Raw genomic sequence first — 15,267 nt, forward strand, 5'->3', positions numbered from 1 at the left:
CGTTGTATCGCTGCGTGATGCTCAGGTTTCGCGCAACGCCGTGGTGATGGGCAAACGTGCCGCGCGCAGTGCCGGGAACAGGCCGCCGACCAGGCCGATGCCCAGTGCCCATTTCAGGCCGGTCCACAGCAGTTCCGGCGACACATGGAACTTGAACACCACTGCGCTGAAGTTGCTGCCGATGGTGGACACGCTGTAGCCATTGAACAGCAGCCATGCCACCGCACACCCCAGCAGGCCGCCGAGCAGTGCCAGCAGCATCGTCTCCAGCATCACCGCCGTCACCACCGGCAGGCCGCGGAAGCCGATCGCGCGCATGGTGGCGATCTCGCGCGCACGCGTGGCGACCGCCGCGTACATGGTGTTGAGCGCGCCGAACACCGCACCGACCGCCATGATGGTGCCGATCACCTTGCCGAGGATGTCGATCAGCTTGGTCAGCCCGCCGCCCTGCTTGCTGTAGTAGACGCGGGTGGTTTCCACGTCCAGTTTCAGGCGCGGGTCGGCGGCGACGGCGGCCTTGAACTGCTCGAAGCCGGCCTTGCCATCGGTGCGCACGCTGATCGACTGCCACGCACTGCGCTGGTAGGTGGTGGCCAGCGTATCGGCGTCGGTCCACAGTTCCGAATCATGCGCGTCGCCGGTGGCGAACACACCCACCACGGTCCAGGTCTGGTTGCCCAGGGTCAGCGTCCGGCCCACGTCCATGTCGAGGAACTGGCCCTTGGCGCCCTGGCCGACCACGATCTCGCGCAGGCCGGTGGCGAACGTGCGGCCTTCGACGATCTTGACCTTGTCATGCACCGCCCACGCCTGCGGGCCGACGCCACGGAACTGCGCGTTGACGTCGGTGCCATCGGACTTCGATACCAGGTTGACCACCTGCGACAGCTCCGGTGACAGCAACGGCCGGCCTTCGGCATCGCGGCTGATGCCGGGCAGGGTGGACAGCGTGGGTACCTGCTCGCGGGTGATGACCGAGTTGGTTTCGGCCTGCGAGCCGCCACGCAGCACGATGGCAGTGGTGTCATCGCCGGTGTTGTTGAGCGTGGCCTGGAAGCCTTCGCCCATCGCCAGCATCGCCACCAGCACGCCGACCACGCCAGCGATGCCGACCACGATCACCGAGGACGCACCCCAGCGCTGCGGCAGGCTGGCCACGCCGATGCGGGTGGCGGCCAGTGCCAGTCGCCCACCGCGGGTCAGCAGCAGCCACAGGGCCACCAGCACGGCCACGGCCAGCACGCCGATCCACGGCAGGCCGATCCACAGCACCAGGCCGATCACCAGCAGCAGCACCGTCACGCCGTTGCCCAGCCACTTCTCGAGTTTGCTCTTGAACATGTCTGCGTTCTCCTCAGCGGCCGGCCAATGCGTCGACGATCTTCAGGCGCTTGGCACGCAGCGCCGGCAACAGGCCGACGATGATGCCGATCACCACGATCAGGCCCAGCCCCATCAGCCAGGTCGGCGTCGGCACGTGCGGCGGCAGCATGCCCATGCTCTTCGGCCCGATCGCCGGCAGGATCAGGGCGGCCAGGCCCATGCCGATCAGGCCGCCCAGGCCGATCAGCAGCACCGACTCCACCATCACCAGGGTCAGCACGGTGCTGTCCTTGAAGCCGAGCGTCTTCAGCGTGGCCAGCTCCGGCACGCGCTCGCGCACCGCCTGCGCCATGGTGTTGCCGGTCAACAGCAGCAGGGTGAAGAACACCGCACCCATGATCGACGTAACGATCATGCCGATGTCCGCGAACTGCTTGACGAAGGCCTGCTGGAACGCCGATTCGGTCTGGGTCTTGGTCTCGTGGTCGGAGTTGGCCGAGATCGCATCGATGGCCTGCGCCACCCGCGAGGACTGGTCCGGGTTGTCCAGCGTCACCGTGTACCAGCTCACCTGGTTCTTGATGTAGTCGTTGGATTCATCGAAGTACTTCCAGTTCATCATCAACTGGCGTTCTTCGTTGCCCGCTTGTGTGCGGTCCTTCGAGCGGAAGATGCCCTTCAGTTCCAACGGCCAGTCATTGCTGCCGCCACGCGGGAAGATGGTTGCCTGCAGCGGGATGGTGTCGCCGATCTTCCAGCCGAACTGCTTGGCCAGGGTCTCGCCGACGATGGCACCGGTGCGGGTCTGCTTCCAGTCCTCCAGCTGCGCCGGGTCGATCTGCAGCTCGCGGTAGACATCGAAGTAGTTGGGTGACACCGAGAAGTTCGGGAAGAAGTTCTTCGGATCCTGGTAGATGCCGCCGAACCACATGCCGTAGGCCACATCACGCACACCGGCCACCTGGCGGATCTGCGTTTCCAGGCGGATCGGCAGAGACTGGGTGATCGACAGTCGTGAGGCCACCACCAGCCGATTGGCGCCCTCCACGCTGCCGCCGGAATTGAACGCCACGCGTACCGAATCGAGCATGCCGAACAGCAGGAACGCGGCCACCACCGAAAGCAGGGTCAGCAATGTACGGGTGCGGCTGCGGAACAGCTGCGCCCACACCAACGAGAAATATTTCATCGCCGTGGCCTCCGTCAGTGGGCCAGCGGCGCGTCGGCCAGCTCGCCCTTGTCCAGGTGCACCGTGTGCGTGGCGTACTCGGCGGCCTTCGGGTCATGGGTGACCATGATGATGGTCTTGCCGTGCTCGCAGTTGAGCTGCTGCAGCAGGCCGAGGATTTCCTCGGCAGACTGGCGGTCGAGGTCGCCGGTCGGTTCGTCGCAGATCAGGAAAGTCGGGTCGGAGACGATCGCGCGGGCGATCGCCACGCGCTGCTGCTGGCCGCCGGACAGTTCATTCGGGCGGTGGCTGCGGCGGTCGGCCAGGCCGACCAGGGTCAGCGCGATCTCGGCGTTGCGCTTGCGCTGCGCCGCATTGAGATGGGTCAGCAGCAGTGGCAGTTCCACGTTCTTCTGCGCGGTCAGCATCGGCATCAGGTTGTAGAACTGGAACACGAAGCCGACGTGGTGGCTGCGCCAGGTCGACAGCTGGCCGCCACTCATCTGGTCGATGCGCTCGCCTTCGATGCTGATCTCGCCGCCGCTGGGGTTGTCCAGACCACCGATCAGGTTGAGCAGGGTGGTCTTGCCCGAGCCGGACGGGCCCATCAGCGCAACGAAGTCGCCGCTGGCGATGTCCAGGTCGATGCCGTGCAGCACCTGCACCTTCTCGGGGCCGCGCTGGTAGGTCTTGGTGATGTTGCGCAATGAAACCAGGGTCGACATGGGTGGTTCTCCACGGAAGGCGGGAAACGGGGAAGCACCACGGCGGTGGCCGCAGGCATGCGTCGAGCGGTGTTGCCGGCGGCGCCCGCAGGCGCCAGGCCGTTACTGCGCTTGTTTCTGTTGCACCTTGGCGCCATCGCGCAGGGTGTCGGGCGGGTTCACCACCACCGATTCACCCGCGCTCACGCCCTTGAGGATCTGGCGGTCCTTGCCCATCGCCTGGCCGGCCTCGACCGTGCGCTGCTGTACGCGGTTCTCATCACCCAGCACGAAGGCCACCGAGGCGCTCTCGCGCTGCACCACGGCGCCCGCCGGCACGCGCACGCCCTGCGGCTTGGCGGCCGCCTGCGGCTGCGCCTGTTCCAGGAAGCTGACCCGCACGCCCATCTCCGGAACGATGCGCGGGTCCTTCACCTTCAGCGCCACGCGCACCTTCACCGTGGCCTTGCCGCGGTCGGCGGTGGGGATGATGGCGATCACCTCGCCGGGAATCTTCCATTCCGGGTAGGCATTGAGCGTGGCTTCCACCGGCATCTTCGGCTGCACGCGGCCGATGAAGGCTTCGCCGACCTCGACTTCGATCTCCAGCGAGTCCATGTCGACGATGGTGCCGATGCCGGTGCGGGTGAAGCCGCCGCCGGCCGACAGCGGCGAAACGATTTCGCCGGGCTGCGCAGCCTTGGCGGTGACCACGCCGGAGAACGGCGCGCGCACGATGTTGTTGTCCACGCCCAGGTCGGCGATGGCCAGCTGGTCGTTGGCGACCTTGACGTTGCGCTGTGCGGTGTCCAGCTGTGCACGCAGGCTGTCGCGCTGGGCCACGGCCTGGTCGTACTGCGAGCGCGACACCAGCTGCTGGCCGACCAGCGCCTGCAGGCGGCTGGCCTCGGCGGCGGCCTGCTTCTGTTGTGCCTCCAGACCGGCCACCTGGCTGCGTGCGGCCTGCAGCTGCGAGGCATACAGGCTGCGCTGCGCGTCGGCATCGATCGGGTCCAGCGTGGCCATGATCTGGCCCTGCTCCACGCGCATGCCTTCCTCGATCATCACCTCGCGCACCTTGCCGGTGATCTTGGCCGAGACCGTGGCCATGCGCCGGGCGACCACGTAGCCGCTGGCATCGAGCACCGAACTGCTGGCGCTGCCCTGCTGGATGGCCACGGCAGGTGCGGTTTCCACCTCCACCGCCGGCGCACGGCCGAACAGGAAGGTGACGGCGGCGGCGACCAGCAGCACGACCACGATGATCGCGATCCACAGCCAGCGGCGGCCACCACCACTGCCACTCCCTCCGGAGGCGGGCGGCGGGGACTTGCGGTCGATACGGAGTTCCTTCAACAGCTCGGCAGAAGCGTTCATTCGTTCCATCACAGGCGTTCGGGCGGGTGTGACCGGAAGGGCGGACGGCGGCGGTTCCGGCGGTGGAGCGTGCGGCACAGCATGAAGGCAGGCACAGCGATGACGGCAGTGACAGCTGTCACCCGATGACACTGACGGCGGCAACTGCGAAACGTGACCACGGCGGCACAGGATGGCAACGTCCCCGCTACCGGTACCGCCCATGGATCCGATCGCCCCGTCGCTGGCCCGCCTGCAGCAGGTGCAGGTGCGTTACCGCGACCATACCGCCCTGCATGGCATCGACCTGCAGGTCCGCGCTGGCCAGGTGCTGGCGCTGCTGGGCCGCAACGGTGCCGGCAAGAGTACCGCGATCAGCGTGTTGTTGGGCCTGCGCCGCGCCGATGGCGGGCAGGTCGAACTGCTCGGCGGCGACCCGCAGCAGCGGACCAGCCGTCTCGGCCTGGGCGTGATGCTGCAGAGCACCAGCCTGCCGACGATGCTGCAGGTGGACGAACTGGTGGCGCAGGCCAGCGCCTGCTATCCCGACCCGATGCCGTTGCAGGAGGTGCTGCAGCGCGCGGGCCTGCAGGCGCTCGCGCGCCGCCGCTACGGCCAGCTGTCAGGTGGCCAGCAGCGCGCCGTGCAATTCGCCATCGCGCTGTGTGGCCGCCCGCGCGTGCTGTTCCTGGACGAGCCCACCACCGGCCTGGACATCCAGGCGCGGCAGGCGATGTGGCAGGCGATCCGGCAGCTGGTGGCCGAAGGCTGTGGTGTGCTGCTGACCACCCATTACCTGGAGGAAGCCGAAGCGCTGGCGCAGCAGGTGGTGGTGCTGGAGCAGGGCCGGGTACTGGCCGACGCGCCGCTGAGCGAGCTGCGCCTGGCCGATCGGCCGCGCCGCATCCGCTGCCGCAGCGGGTTGCCCATTGCGGACGTGCAGCAGTGGCCGGGCGTGCAGGAGGTGCAGCGCGACGGCGAGCACCTGCAGCTGCTGGCGAGCCCGGCCGAGCCTGTGGTGGCGCGCCTGCTGGCCGCCGATGCGCAGCTGCGCGAACTGGAAGTACAGGGCGCGGCGCTGGCCGACGCCTTCCTCGACATGACCCGGGAGGCCGCATGAACACCCTTGTCCGTACCACCGGATTGTCGCTGCCTGCATGGCGACAGGCACTACGTCCGTACCGCGCCGAGCTGATGGCCGAACTGCGCCGCGCCTGGCGCACGCCGGCGTTCGCGGTGCCCTCGCTGCTGTTCCCGGTGCTGTTCTACCTGCTGTTCGGCGTGCTGCTGGGGCGCGGTCATGCGCCGTTGTACCTGTTGGCCACCTACTGCGTGTTCGGCGCGATGGCCCCGGCCCTGTTCGGCTTCGGCGTGCAGTTGGCGCTGGATCGTGAAGGCGGCCTGCTGACTCTCAAGCGCGCGCTGCCGATGCCGGCGGCGGCACCGCTGCTGGCACGGCTGGCGATGGCGGTGATGTTCGCGCTGCTGGTGGCGTTGCTGCTGATCGGCGTCGCGCGCGTGCTCGGTGGCGTGCAGCTGCAGGCGTTTCAGATGGTGCAGCTGCTGGCGGTGGCGGGCCTGGCGGCGCTGCCGCTGGGGGCGATTGGCCTGCTGATCGGCAGCCATGTCAGTGCCAGCGCGGCACCGGCGATGGTCAATCTGGTCTACCTGCCGCTGGCCCTGTTGTCGGGCCTGTGGCTGCCGCTGTCTGTGCTGCCCACGCTGTTCTCGACGATGGCCCCACTGTGGCCGACCTGGCATCTGGCGCAGCTGGCGCTGCCGGTGGTCGGGCTGCCGTCGGTGGGCAGCGTGGCCGGCCACCTGCTGGTGCTGCTGGCGGTCACGGTGGTGGCGCTGCTGCTGGCGCGCCGTCGCCTGCGCCGGATCGGCTGAACTGGCATGATCGGCAGCGATCGTCCCCGCCTGGATTCTCCCGTGTCGTCGAGCTGGCTTGCGTCCCTGCTGCGCCCTGCGCCGGATTCGGCCGTGGCCGAACTGCTGCGACGTGGCAAGTCGCCCTGGAGCGGAGCGATCCACCTGCTGTGGTCGGTATGGATCTTCCTCACCCCGGTGCTGGGCAATGGCTTCACGCTGCGCTGGCTGCTGCTGACCCTGGCCAGCTACCCGCTGTTCCTGCTGCTCTATGCCAGGGTGATGCTGTCGCCACGGCACCATGGGTGGCGCTATGCGCTGGGCATGATCGTGATGGCGCTGGTACTGCTGCCTTGGTACCCCTCGGGACTGAGCTACTTCGTGTTCGGCTGCGTGATGATCCGCATGAGCGGGCGCAGCAGCTGGTGGGCGTACCTGCTGCAGCTGACCGCGCTGAACCTGCTGTTCTGCGGCACCGCGCTGTACTTCGGCTATCCGTGGCAGGCCATGGTGTGGATGCCGGCGGTGTCGTTCATCGTCGGGCTGGTGGTGAACGTGGAGGCCCTGAGCCAGCAGCGCGACGTTGCCCTGCAGCTGTCGCAGGACGAGGTGCGGCGACTGGCCACCACCGCCGAGCGCGAGCGTATCGGCCGCGACCTGCACGACCTGCTGGGGCACACGCTGTCGCTGATCACGCTGAAGCTGGAGCTGGCACGCAAGCTTTACGATCGCGATGACGCGCGTGCACGGCAGGAGATCGGCGAGGCCGAGGACATTGCACGCGAAGCGCTGGCACAGGTGCGCAGTGCAGTGACCGGCATCCGCGCCAGTGATCTGGCGGGGGAACTGGCGTCGGCGCGTCTGCTGCTGGAATGCCAGCAGGTACATCTGCAGTACACGGCGCCACCTGCGATGCCGGTGGAGGTGGAGCGCGGGCTGGCGTTGGTGCTGCGCGAGGCGGCGACCAACATCGTGCGCCATGCGCAGGCGACCCGGGTGCAGGTGGATTTCATGCTTGAGGAACGACAGTTGGCGATGCAGATACGCGATGACGGCCGTGGCGGCGTGCAGGCCGAGGGCAATGGGTTGAGTGGCATGCGTGAGCGGGCCGCAGCACTGGGTGGCCAGTTGACGCTGCAGTCGCCGCGCGGGGCGGGCACCGTGCTGACGGTACGCGTGCCGTTGATGGCCGCGACCACGCCGCTGTCGCCCACGTCGTTGGCGCAGGACGGTGCCGCATGATCCGCATCCTGCTGGCCGAAGACCAGGCCATGGTGCGCGGCGCACTGTCGGCGCTGCTGGGCCTGGAGCCGGACATCGAAGTGCTGGGCAGTGCTGCCGATGGCGAGGCCGCCTGGCGGATGTTGCAGCAGCTGCAGCCGGACATCCTCGTGACCGACATCGAGATGCCGGGCCTGAGCGGGCTGGAGCTGGCGCAACGCATCGCCCGCCACGAACTGCCGATCAAGGTGGTGATCGTGACCACCTTCGCCCGCGCCGGTTTCCTGCGCCGCGCGCTGGAAGCTGGCGTGCTGGGCTACCTGCTGAAGGACGCACCGGCCGAGAACCTGGCCGATGCCCTGCGCAAGGTGAAGCAGGGCATCCGCGCGATCGACCCGCAGCTGGCACTGGATGCGTGGTCGCAGGCCGACCCGCTGACCGACCGCGAACGCCGCGTGCTGCGGCTGGCGGGCGAGGGCCGCACCGCCAGCGAGATCGCCGAGCAGCTGGGGTTGTCGCACGGTACGGTGCGCAATTACCTGTCCGAGTGCATCGGCAAGCTGGGTGTGGCCAATCGCATCGAGGCGTACCGGCTGGCGCGGCAGAAGGGGTGGTTGTAGGGGCGTGCGCCGCCGCGCTGGTAGCGCCGGGCGCTGCCCGGCGGATTGTTTCCGCGACCGCGGAGGGGGTGTCACTTTCTTTGCTCGTGCAAAGAAAGTAACCAAAGAAACACGCCGCCAGAGCGCGAGCCGGTGCTACGCACCGGTGCCCTGCGCTTCTCGGGGAATCAGGGGACGGCGCCGAACTCGCTGCGCTCAGACACCGGCGCCTCTTCGCCCCTGATTCCCCTGCGATGCTCGGCTCGCTCAAGGCGGACCCAACGTCAAAGGCAGAAGCTGCACCCAGTAGATCCACGCCATGCGTGGATGCTGTTGCCGTTGATCTTGACCTTCCAGTCCGCCTTCAAGCGAGCCGAGCACCGCAGGTCCGGCGAGGGCGAAGAGGTGCGGGTGTCTGAGCGCAGCGAGTTCCCGCACCGTCCCTCGCCGGACCGAGGAGCGCAGGGCACCGGCGTGCGAAGCGCGCCGGCTCGCGGCCGGCGGAGCGTTTCTTTGGTTACTTTCTTTGCGCGCAAAGAAAGTGCCCCCCCCCCCCCCCGCGGTCGCGGAAACGATCCGCTGGGAACGCCCGGCGAACCCGTTCAATCCTTCCCGCGCGCCATCGCCTGGAACACGCCATCCCGCCGCACCCACAGGTGGAACAGCGCCGCACCCACGTGCATCAGCACCGTGGCGAACAACACATAGGCCAGCAGGCTGTGCGCGTTACGCAACGCGGCATACAGCGCCGGGGTGTGCGGTACGATCGGCGGCAGGTGCAGGCCGCCCCACAGCACGATCGGGTAACCGCCGGCCGACAGCATCGCCCAGCCGATCAGCGGCATCGCCAGCATCAGTGCATACAGCATCCAGTGCGAGGCCTTGGCCGCCATCACCTGCCATACCGGCAGATCCGCCGGCAGCGGTGGCGGACGATGGCGCAGCCGGTTGTACAGGCGCAACAGCACCAGTACGCCGATGGCGATGCCCAGCGGGCGGTGCAGGTCGATCAGCATCGGCCGCAGGTGCAGCGAGGCGACCATGGTCACGCCGATGAACAGCATGGCGATGATCATCAGCGCCATGGACCAGTGCAGCACGCGCGCGAGCAGATTGAAGTGGCCGTTGCCGGTGCTCATCGTGCGGCCTCCTTCGGTTGCTCGACGTTGCCGGTGGCGCGCTCGCGTTCGCGGCGGTTGAAGGACTGCGAATACACCGCCGAGCGGGCGGCCAGGATCGGATCGTCACTGCCACGCACGCCACTGGGCAGGATCAGCGGATCGAAGTTGATCTGGCCGCAGGCGCCTTCTTCCTGCGACTGCAGGCGGTCCAGGCTGAGCACGCCGGCCACCACCTGATCACGCGACTCGGGCCACGGCACCGACGGATCTTCGATGGCATCGCCGGGCTCGGCGGTGGTCACGACCAGGTTCCAGCGCACCGGGCCGCTGGCCAGGCGCTGCTGCAGTTCCTGGCTGAGGAAATCGACGCTGGCCTTCTTGCGCGTTTCCGCATCCATCTCGACCACCGGCGCCTGCGGCTGCCAGCGCCAGCGCACCGCGCGTTTCTGGCCCTGCGCGTTGGTGAACCAGAAGCTGTTGACGCTGTTGAAGGTGGTGTCAGCCCAGCTGCTGGTCCACGGCGCGGTCTTGGCCCACTGCTGGAACGCTTGTGCACTGGGGTATTTCGCCAGCACCGAGGCCATTTTCTGCGGGTCGGGCTTGCCGGTGGCCGGGTCCGGGATGGAGGCGCGCGTCTGCGCGTAGAACGCCTCGGCGTTGGGCACGGCGAAGAACGGGAAGCTGTTCATCGCCATGCGCCATTCCTGGCCATCATCGCTGACCATCTGTACCGCGAGGCTGCGTACGCGTGCGGTGTTGTCGGCGCCGTAGGGGTCGCCGCCGCCGATCGACAGGCGACCCATCACCGGCACGCGGCGCTGCGAGAACACGCGGGCGCTGGACAGGGTGGGGGCCTGCGCACTGGGTTCGAACCAACCGCTTACACACACGCCCTTGCTGTGCGCACGGCGGAAGCCCGGATGGGCCGGGCCGGTGGCCTCGATGGTGTCGGTGAAGCGCTGCGCGGTCAGGCGGCCGCCAATCCAGCCGGCCAACCAGGCGAAGGCCAGCGCCACCGCACCCAGAATGAGTGCGATCAGTGCGATCCAGAGCAGGGGGGAATGCTTGCGCGGCGCGCCCGGTGTCTGGCCGACGCGGGTGTAGCGGAAGAGCGACATGGTCGGAGTCCTGCCTTCACGGAGCGTGTGGGTGGTCGACCCACACATCCTCGCAGAACCCTTCCAGGCCCGGTATTCAATTTTTCGTCAAGTTTGCCGGGGACGGCGTGCCGACCAAGGTCGGCACCCACCCGATCAGCTGTAGCGCTGCTTCAGCATCGCCCACGCCGAACGCAGCGCCAGTGCTTCACCGCCAGCCGGCCGGCCCGGGCGTTCGCCGTCGTTCCAGGCATACACGTCCAGATGCGCCCAGCGCTGGCCGTCTTCCAGGAAGCGTTCCAGGTACAGCGCGGCGGTGACCGAGCCGGCCATGCGCGAACCGGCGTTGGCCAGGTCGGCGATGCCGCTGCTCAGGTAACGCAGGTAGGGGCGCCACAGCGGCATGCGCCAGACCGGGTCGCGGGTCGCGTCGCCGGCCTGCAGCCACTGCTGCGCCACGCTGTCGTCGTTGCTGAAGAGCGCCGGAAGGTCCGGGCCCAGCGCAATGCGCGCGGCGCCGGTAAGGGTGGCGAAGTCCAGTACCAGGTCCGGCTTCTGTTCGCTGGCGAAGGTCAGCGCATCGCACAGGATCACGCGGCCTTCGGCGTCGGTGTTGTCGATCTCCACGCTCAGGCCCTTGCGGGTGGCGATCACTTCGCCCGGGCGGAAGGCATCGGGGCCGATCGCGTTTTCCACCGCCGGCACCAGCAGGGTCAGGCGCACCGGCAGGCCGCGCGCCATCACCAGGCCGGCCAGGGCCAGTGCATGCGCGGCACCGCCCATGTCCTTCTTCATGTTGCGCATGCCGTCGGCCGGTTTGATGTCCAGGCCGCCGGTATCGAAGCACACGCCCTTGCCGACCAGCACCAGTGCCGGATCGGTGTCCTTGCCCCAGCGCAGCACGACCAGGCGCGGAGCGCGGTGCGAGGCGCGGCCGACGGCATGGATGGCCGGGAAGTTCTGCTTCAGCAGTTCATCGCCGGTGATCGCCTCGACCTGCGCACCGTGCGCATCGGCCAGCGCGCGCGCGGCGTCTTCCAGCTGCTGCGGACCCATGTCTTCGGTCGGGGTGTTGACCCAGTCGCGCACGCGCAGGCTGGCGGCGATCAGGTCGGCCACTTCGCCGGTCGGCTCAGCTACCAGGCGTGCCGGTGCACGGTGGCGCTTGCGGTAGCGATCGAAGCGGTAGCTGCCCAGGCCCCAGCCCAGCTGCAGCAGCGCCAGTTCGGCGGCCGGCAGTTCGCTGGCCAGCTGCCACACGCTGCCTTCCGGCAGGGCATGCGGGGCATGCGAGTAGCTGTAGGCATCGCCACGATCACCCACGCCGATCACCGCACCGGCCAGGCCATCGGCGCCGGGCAGCAACGCCGTGGTGAAGGCACCGGCGGTGAAGCCCTGCGACGCCAGCCATGCCTGGGTGGCGGCTGGCTGGCCGTCCTTCCAGGACGCGAACTGCTCGCGGTCCAGCACGTACAGCGGCAGTGCTGCGGCGGTGTCGGCAGTGAAACCAGTGATCTCGCTCATGCGTCAGGTACTCCGGGGTGCGGCAGCGTCGAGGTTGGCATCCAACCAGTCGGCCAGGCCGGTGAGGGTGTCGAACTGCAGGTCCGGCTGCAGCTGCGGATGGGTCCAGGTGGCTGCTTCGCGGTTGATCCAGCAGCCGCGCAGGCCGGCGGCGATCGCCCCGGCCACGTCCATTTCGGCGTGGTCGCCGACGTGCAGTACCTGTGCCGGCGCAACACCCAGGCGGGTGCAGGCGGCGTGGAAGATGCTCGCCTCCGGCTTGGCCGCGCCGTGTTCGCGCGCGCCCAGCTGGAAGGCGAAATGATGGGCCAGGCCGATCCGCTCCAGATCGGCATTGCCGTTGCTCAGCGCCGCCACCGGCACCCGCGCGGCAATCCGCGCCAGTGCGTCGATCGCATCGGGGTAGCACTCGACCTGGTTGCGCGCGGCGAAGAACACGTCATACGCCGGCTCCAGCAGATCCAGGCTGGCACCACTGGTGTGCAGCGCTTCGTGCAGGGTCAGCCGGCGCAGTGCGCTCAGGTCGTGATGGAGGTGCGGATGGGCGTGGTACAGGCGCTCGCGCAGTTCGCGCATCGCCGCCACCGGATACATCTCGGCCGTGGCGGGGCTGTGCTCACGCATCCACTCGTGCAGGACCAGGTCGATGCGGGCGCCGATCGGAGCGAACGGCCACAGCGTGTCGTCAAGGTCGAGGGTGATGGCTTGGACGGGGAAATTCACCCCGCCATTCTACCCCTGCCCGCGCGGGCTTTCATTCCAGCAGACGCGCCCAGCCCTGCATCCCGTCCAGCCGCGCCAGCACCAGCTTGATGCAGACCAGCAGCGGCACCGCCAGCAGCAGCCCGATCATGCCCCAGGCCCAGCCGAACACCATCAGCGCAAGGATCAGCACCAGTGGCGACAGTTTCATGCGACGGCCCAGCACGATCGGGGTCACCATCTGCCCTTCCAGGGTGTGCAGGCCCAGGTAGGCGGCGGCTGGCAGCAGGGCCTGCAGCGGGTCGCGGAATTCCACGAAGCCCATCAGCAGCATCAGCGCCACGCCGATCAACGGACCCACATACGGAGCGAAATTCAGCAGTGCGGCCACCGTGCCCCACAGCAACGCTTCCTGCAGGCCGATGCCGAGCAGCATCAGTACGCCGGCGAACACCAGCCCGACCAGGGTGTTGATCACGCTGATGGTCAGCACATAGCGCGACACCTCGCGCTCGATCGAACGCAGGATGTCACTGGTGAAGCGCTGCTGCTGACGGTTCGGGAACAGGGCGATCGCCGCGCGTTGCAGGCTCTGCCCGTAGATCATGAAGAACAGGGTCAGCAGCACCACCGCCAGCACCGAGGCGGCCAGCCGCGGCGCACGGGTCAACATGCGGTACGGGTCATCGAGCTGGGCGCGGATCACCTGCACCTTGCGGTTGCTGTCGCCACCGGCCACGCGGGCGAAGTTCTCCGCGGCCTGGTTGGCCTGCTGCACCGGCTTGGTCAGGTCCTGCACCTGGCGGGCGATCTTGCGCAGCTGCTGCGGTGCTTCCTGTGCCCATTCCATTGCCGGGCCGATCAACTGCACCGCCAGCGAACCGGTCACGCCCAGGCCCGCGCCGAGGATCAGCAGAGCGCCCAGCGCACGCGGAATCCACAGCTTCTGCAGCAGGCGCAGGATCGGATTGCCGACCAGTGCGAAGAACATCGCCAGCAGCACCGGCAGGATGATGTCCTGTGCCGCCCACAGCGTGTAGCCCACCGCCAGGGTCGCCAGCACCACCAGCGACATCGGTCCGCGCGGACGCGACGGTGGCGGCAACGGGGCGTCGGGCTGTTCGGGGCCGGCCGGTGACGGGGACAGGAGGGACTCGCTCATCGACGCACCAACCGGGAAGGGGAGCGCATTATCCGCCGGCCGCGATCGGCGCGGCGGATTCCATGGATCAACGTTCGGACAGCTCGGTAGCCGCTTCGGCCGGACGCGGTCCGCGCGGGTCTGGTTCCGGCTCTGGCTCCGGCACGGAACGTGGAGCCGGTGCCGGCCGTGGCTCGGCAGCGGAGGCCGCCGCCTGTGCCTGTTCGCTGGCTTCGTCGGCTTCCTCAGCCGCGTCGTCGGCAGTGGCTGCGGCCTGCGCCGCCATCGCCGTGGCGAACGCCGCCTGTGCACTGGCGAACAGGTTCGAGACCGAACCCACCATCTGCAGCCAGCGGGCACCGTTGACCTTGCCCGGCACTTCCAGCTTGCCGGCGATGAAGCCACCGGCCAGGCCGACCACCACGATACGCAGCGGCGACCAGCCCTTTCGCCAGACGTCGCTGAGCGTGGACCAGTGGTCCTGGGTTTCGCCCAGGCGCACGGTCACCACCTGTTCGCAGCGTTTCACCCGCCGTTGCAGCGCGCCGAACTTCATGGCTTGCCCTCGGGCAGCTGCACCTCGGCATCGGGATCGTCTTCGCTGGGTTCGTCGAACAGGCCCAGGCGTGACAGCTGGCGCCGGGTAGCGTGCATGCCGGTGTGGTGGAAGAAGTAGGACACCCGCCAGATCGCATAACCGGTGACGGCCAGGCTCAGCAGCGAGGTGATCAGCAGCGCCTGCAGCCAGCTCAGGCCCCAGCTCTGCAGCAGGGCGATGAGGGTGGCGGCCATCAGCAGCCAGGCCGAGGCACCGAACACGATCGCCACGCCGGCCCAGGCCAGCGCGCGACCGAATGCACTACGCGCCAGCGCGAAGTCGGCCGAGGCCAACCGGCGCAGCGAGCGCAGCGTGTGCTTGGCAGAATCGGCAGCGGCACGACCGGCCTCGCCGACCTGGCGGATGCTCTCATCCAGCGGCGGGGTAGCCGCCGGATCAGGCGCTTGCGCGTTGTCTTCGCTCACGCCGCGGCTTACTTGTCGCTGCTGCCGCGGGCCAGCTTGGCGATGATCCAGCCGGCAGCGAAGGCGACACCGAACGAGGCCAGCGGACGTTCACGGATCAGCTCAGCGGCGCTGTCGATCAGGTCCTTGCCCTTGTCCATCAGCGCGTCGACCTGTTCCTTGGCGGCTGCACCACCAAACTCGGCGGCGGCCAGGCCGGACAGCGCGCTGTCTGACAGTTCAGCCTTGACGTTGGCCTTGCCGATGCGCAGTTCGTCGCCGGCTGCGCCGGTTGCACCCTTGATCGCACCGCCGGCGGCCGACGCGGCCTGCTTCAGGTGGGAACCGGCTTCACCCAGGTGTTCCTTCAGGTTCTCGGTATTGGTGGGGCTCATCGAATCACTCCTGTTGCGATGGGGGAACGGGAGTCGGCG

16 protein-coding genes are annotated in these 15,267 nt (G+C 68.4%); 4 read left to right on the plus strand and 12 right to left on the minus strand.

What is annotated here, in order from left to right:
- Positions 1-21 precede the first annotated feature (21 nt).
- The 4 genes from ACX9OT_RS17920 to ACX9OT_RS17935 form a co-directional block, all read right to left on the minus strand.
- On the minus strand, positions 22-1,344 hold the full coding sequence (locus ACX9OT_RS17920; RefSeq protein WP_277779266.1) for an ABC transporter permease: 1,323 nt from the start codon (positions 1,342-1,344) through the stop codon (positions 22-24).
- 13 nt (positions 1,345-1,357) lie between these two features.
- Entirely contained in the window at positions 1,358-2,515 is a 1,158-nt protein-coding gene (locus ACX9OT_RS17925; RefSeq protein WP_277779267.1) for an ABC transporter permease, read from the minus strand.
- A 14-nt stretch (positions 2,516-2,529) separates the two neighbouring features.
- Positions 2,530-3,219 carry an ABC transporter ATP-binding protein gene (locus tag ACX9OT_RS17930; protein WP_134951785.1) on the minus strand — a complete coding sequence of 230 codons (690 nt, stop codon included), beginning with the start codon at positions 3,217-3,219 and terminating at the stop codon, positions 2,530-2,532.
- 102 nt (positions 3,220-3,321) lie between these two features.
- Positions 3,322-4,575, minus strand: coding sequence for an efflux RND transporter periplasmic adaptor subunit (locus ACX9OT_RS17935; protein WP_134951786.1), 1,254 nt, complete (start codon positions 4,573-4,575; stop codon positions 3,322-3,324).
- Between the two features lie 202 nt (positions 4,576-4,777).
- Here ACX9OT_RS17935 and ACX9OT_RS17940 point away from each other — a divergent pair, with 202 nt between their 5' ends.
- Genes ACX9OT_RS17940 through ACX9OT_RS17955 form a run of 4 tightly spaced genes read left to right on the plus strand, consistent with a single transcriptional unit; the run spans position 4,778 to position 8,267 of the window.
- A complete protein-coding gene (locus ACX9OT_RS17940) occupies positions 4,778-5,674 on the plus strand; it encodes an ABC transporter ATP-binding protein (RefSeq protein WP_149909340.1) in 897 nt (298 codons plus the stop codon).
- Positions 5,671-6,447 carry an ABC transporter permease gene (locus ACX9OT_RS17945; RefSeq protein WP_149909341.1) on the plus strand — a complete coding sequence of 259 codons (777 nt, stop codon included), beginning with the start codon at positions 5,671-5,673 and terminating at the stop codon, positions 6,445-6,447. The genes ACX9OT_RS17940 and ACX9OT_RS17945 overlap by 4 nt, the downstream gene beginning before the upstream one ends.
- Positions 6,448-6,453: 6 nt before the next feature.
- On the plus strand, positions 6,454-7,668 hold the full coding sequence (locus ACX9OT_RS17950; protein WP_149909342.1) for a sensor histidine kinase: 1,215 nt from the start codon (positions 6,454-6,456) through the stop codon (positions 7,666-7,668).
- On the plus strand, positions 7,665-8,267 hold the full coding sequence (locus ACX9OT_RS17955) for a response regulator transcription factor (protein WP_005407733.1): 603 nt from the start codon (positions 7,665-7,667) through the stop codon (positions 8,265-8,267). Before ACX9OT_RS17950 ends, ACX9OT_RS17955 begins: the two co-directional genes overlap by 4 nt.
- Positions 8,268-8,848: 581 nt before the next feature.
- Here the strand turns inward: ACX9OT_RS17955 and ACX9OT_RS17960 are convergent.
- The 8 genes from ACX9OT_RS17960 to ACX9OT_RS17995 all read right to left on the minus strand — a co-directional run bounded on the left by ACX9OT_RS17960 (position 8,849) and on the right by ACX9OT_RS17995 (position 15,228).
- Positions 8,849-9,385, minus strand: a complete 537-nt coding sequence (locus ACX9OT_RS17960; RefSeq protein ID WP_012509795.1) for a cytochrome b — start codon at positions 9,383-9,385, stop codon at positions 8,849-8,851.
- Positions 9,382-10,485, minus strand: a complete 1,104-nt coding sequence (locus tag ACX9OT_RS17965; protein WP_149909343.1) for a catalase family peroxidase — start codon at positions 10,483-10,485, stop codon at positions 9,382-9,384. Before ACX9OT_RS17965 ends, ACX9OT_RS17960 begins: the two co-directional genes overlap by 4 nt.
- 135 nt (positions 10,486-10,620) lie before the next feature.
- Complete coding sequence (locus tag ACX9OT_RS17970; RefSeq protein WP_049398105.1) at positions 10,621-11,988, minus strand: leucyl aminopeptidase family protein; 1,368 nt, start codon at positions 11,986-11,988, stop codon at positions 10,621-10,623.
- Positions 11,989-11,991: 3 nt separating this feature from the next.
- Positions 11,992-12,711, minus strand: coding sequence for an HAD family hydrolase (locus tag ACX9OT_RS17975; RefSeq protein ID WP_049398104.1), 720 nt, complete (start codon positions 12,709-12,711; stop codon positions 11,992-11,994).
- A gap of 31 nt (positions 12,712-12,742) precedes the next feature.
- Positions 12,743-13,852 carry an AI-2E family transporter gene (locus tag ACX9OT_RS17980; RefSeq protein ID WP_032128161.1) on the minus strand — a complete coding sequence of 370 codons (1,110 nt, stop codon included), beginning with the start codon at positions 13,850-13,852 and terminating at the stop codon, positions 12,743-12,745.
- A 67-nt stretch (positions 13,853-13,919) separates the two neighbouring features.
- Complete coding sequence (locus tag ACX9OT_RS17985; protein WP_032128160.1) at positions 13,920-14,387, minus strand: hypothetical protein; 468 nt, start codon at positions 14,385-14,387, stop codon at positions 13,920-13,922.
- Complete coding sequence (locus tag ACX9OT_RS17990) at positions 14,384-14,854, minus strand: phage holin family protein (protein ID WP_149909344.1); 471 nt, start codon at positions 14,852-14,854, stop codon at positions 14,384-14,386. Before ACX9OT_RS17990 ends, ACX9OT_RS17985 begins: the two co-directional genes overlap by 4 nt.
- 8 nt (positions 14,855-14,862) lie before the next feature.
- Complete coding sequence (locus ACX9OT_RS17995; protein ID WP_032128158.1) at positions 14,863-15,228, minus strand: hypothetical protein; 366 nt, start codon at positions 15,226-15,228, stop codon at positions 14,863-14,865.
- Positions 15,229-15,267: the final 39 nt, after the last annotated feature.

Source organism: Stenotrophomonas genospecies 3, assembly GCF_054473855.1.

What these genes read in the sequence shown, in the direction of transcription:
- ACX9OT_RS17920 (WP_277779266.1), bottom strand. Translation starts at nt 1,344, where the DNA reads ATGTTCAAGAGCAAACTCGAGAAGTGGCTGGGCAACGGCGTGACGGTG.
- ACX9OT_RS17925 (WP_277779267.1), bottom strand. Translation starts at nt 2,515, where the DNA reads ATGAAATATTTCTCGTTGGTGTGGGCGCAGCTGTTCCGCAGCCGCACC.
- ACX9OT_RS17930 (WP_134951785.1), bottom strand. Translation starts at nt 3,219, where the DNA reads ATGTCGACCCTGGTTTCATTGCGCAACATCACCAAGACCTACCAGCGC.
- ACX9OT_RS17935 (WP_134951786.1), bottom strand. Translation starts at nt 4,575, where the DNA reads ATGAACGCTTCTGCCGAGCTGTTGAAGGAACTCCGTATCGACCGCAAG.
- ACX9OT_RS17940 (WP_149909340.1), top strand. Translation starts at nt 4,778, where the DNA reads ATGGATCCGATCGCCCCGTCGCTGGCCCGCCTGCAGCAGGTGCAGGTG.
- ACX9OT_RS17945 (WP_149909341.1), top strand. Translation starts at nt 5,671, where the DNA reads ATGAACACCCTTGTCCGTACCACCGGATTGTCGCTGCCTGCATGGCGA.
- ACX9OT_RS17950 (WP_149909342.1), top strand. Translation starts at nt 6,454, where the DNA reads ATGATCGGCAGCGATCGTCCCCGCCTGGATTCTCCCGTGTCGTCGAGC.
- ACX9OT_RS17955 (WP_005407733.1), top strand. Translation starts at nt 7,665, where the DNA reads ATGATCCGCATCCTGCTGGCCGAAGACCAGGCCATGGTGCGCGGCGCA.
- ACX9OT_RS17960 (WP_012509795.1), bottom strand. Translation starts at nt 9,385, where the DNA reads ATGAGCACCGGCAACGGCCACTTCAATCTGCTCGCGCGCGTGCTGCAC.
- ACX9OT_RS17965 (WP_149909343.1), bottom strand. Translation starts at nt 10,485, where the DNA reads ATGTCGCTCTTCCGCTACACCCGCGTCGGCCAGACACCGGGCGCGCCG.
- ACX9OT_RS17970 (WP_049398105.1), bottom strand. Translation starts at nt 11,988, where the DNA reads ATGAGCGAGATCACTGGTTTCACTGCCGACACCGCCGCAGCACTGCCG.
- ACX9OT_RS17980 (WP_032128161.1), bottom strand. Translation starts at nt 13,852, where the DNA reads ATGAGCGAGTCCCTCCTGTCCCCGTCACCGGCCGGCCCCGAACAGCCC.
- ACX9OT_RS17985 (WP_032128160.1), bottom strand. Translation starts at nt 14,387, where the DNA reads ATGAAGTTCGGCGCGCTGCAACGGCGGGTGAAACGCTGCGAACAGGTG.
- ACX9OT_RS17995 (WP_032128158.1), bottom strand. Translation starts at nt 15,228, where the DNA reads ATGAGCCCCACCAATACCGAGAACCTGAAGGAACACCTGGGTGAAGCC.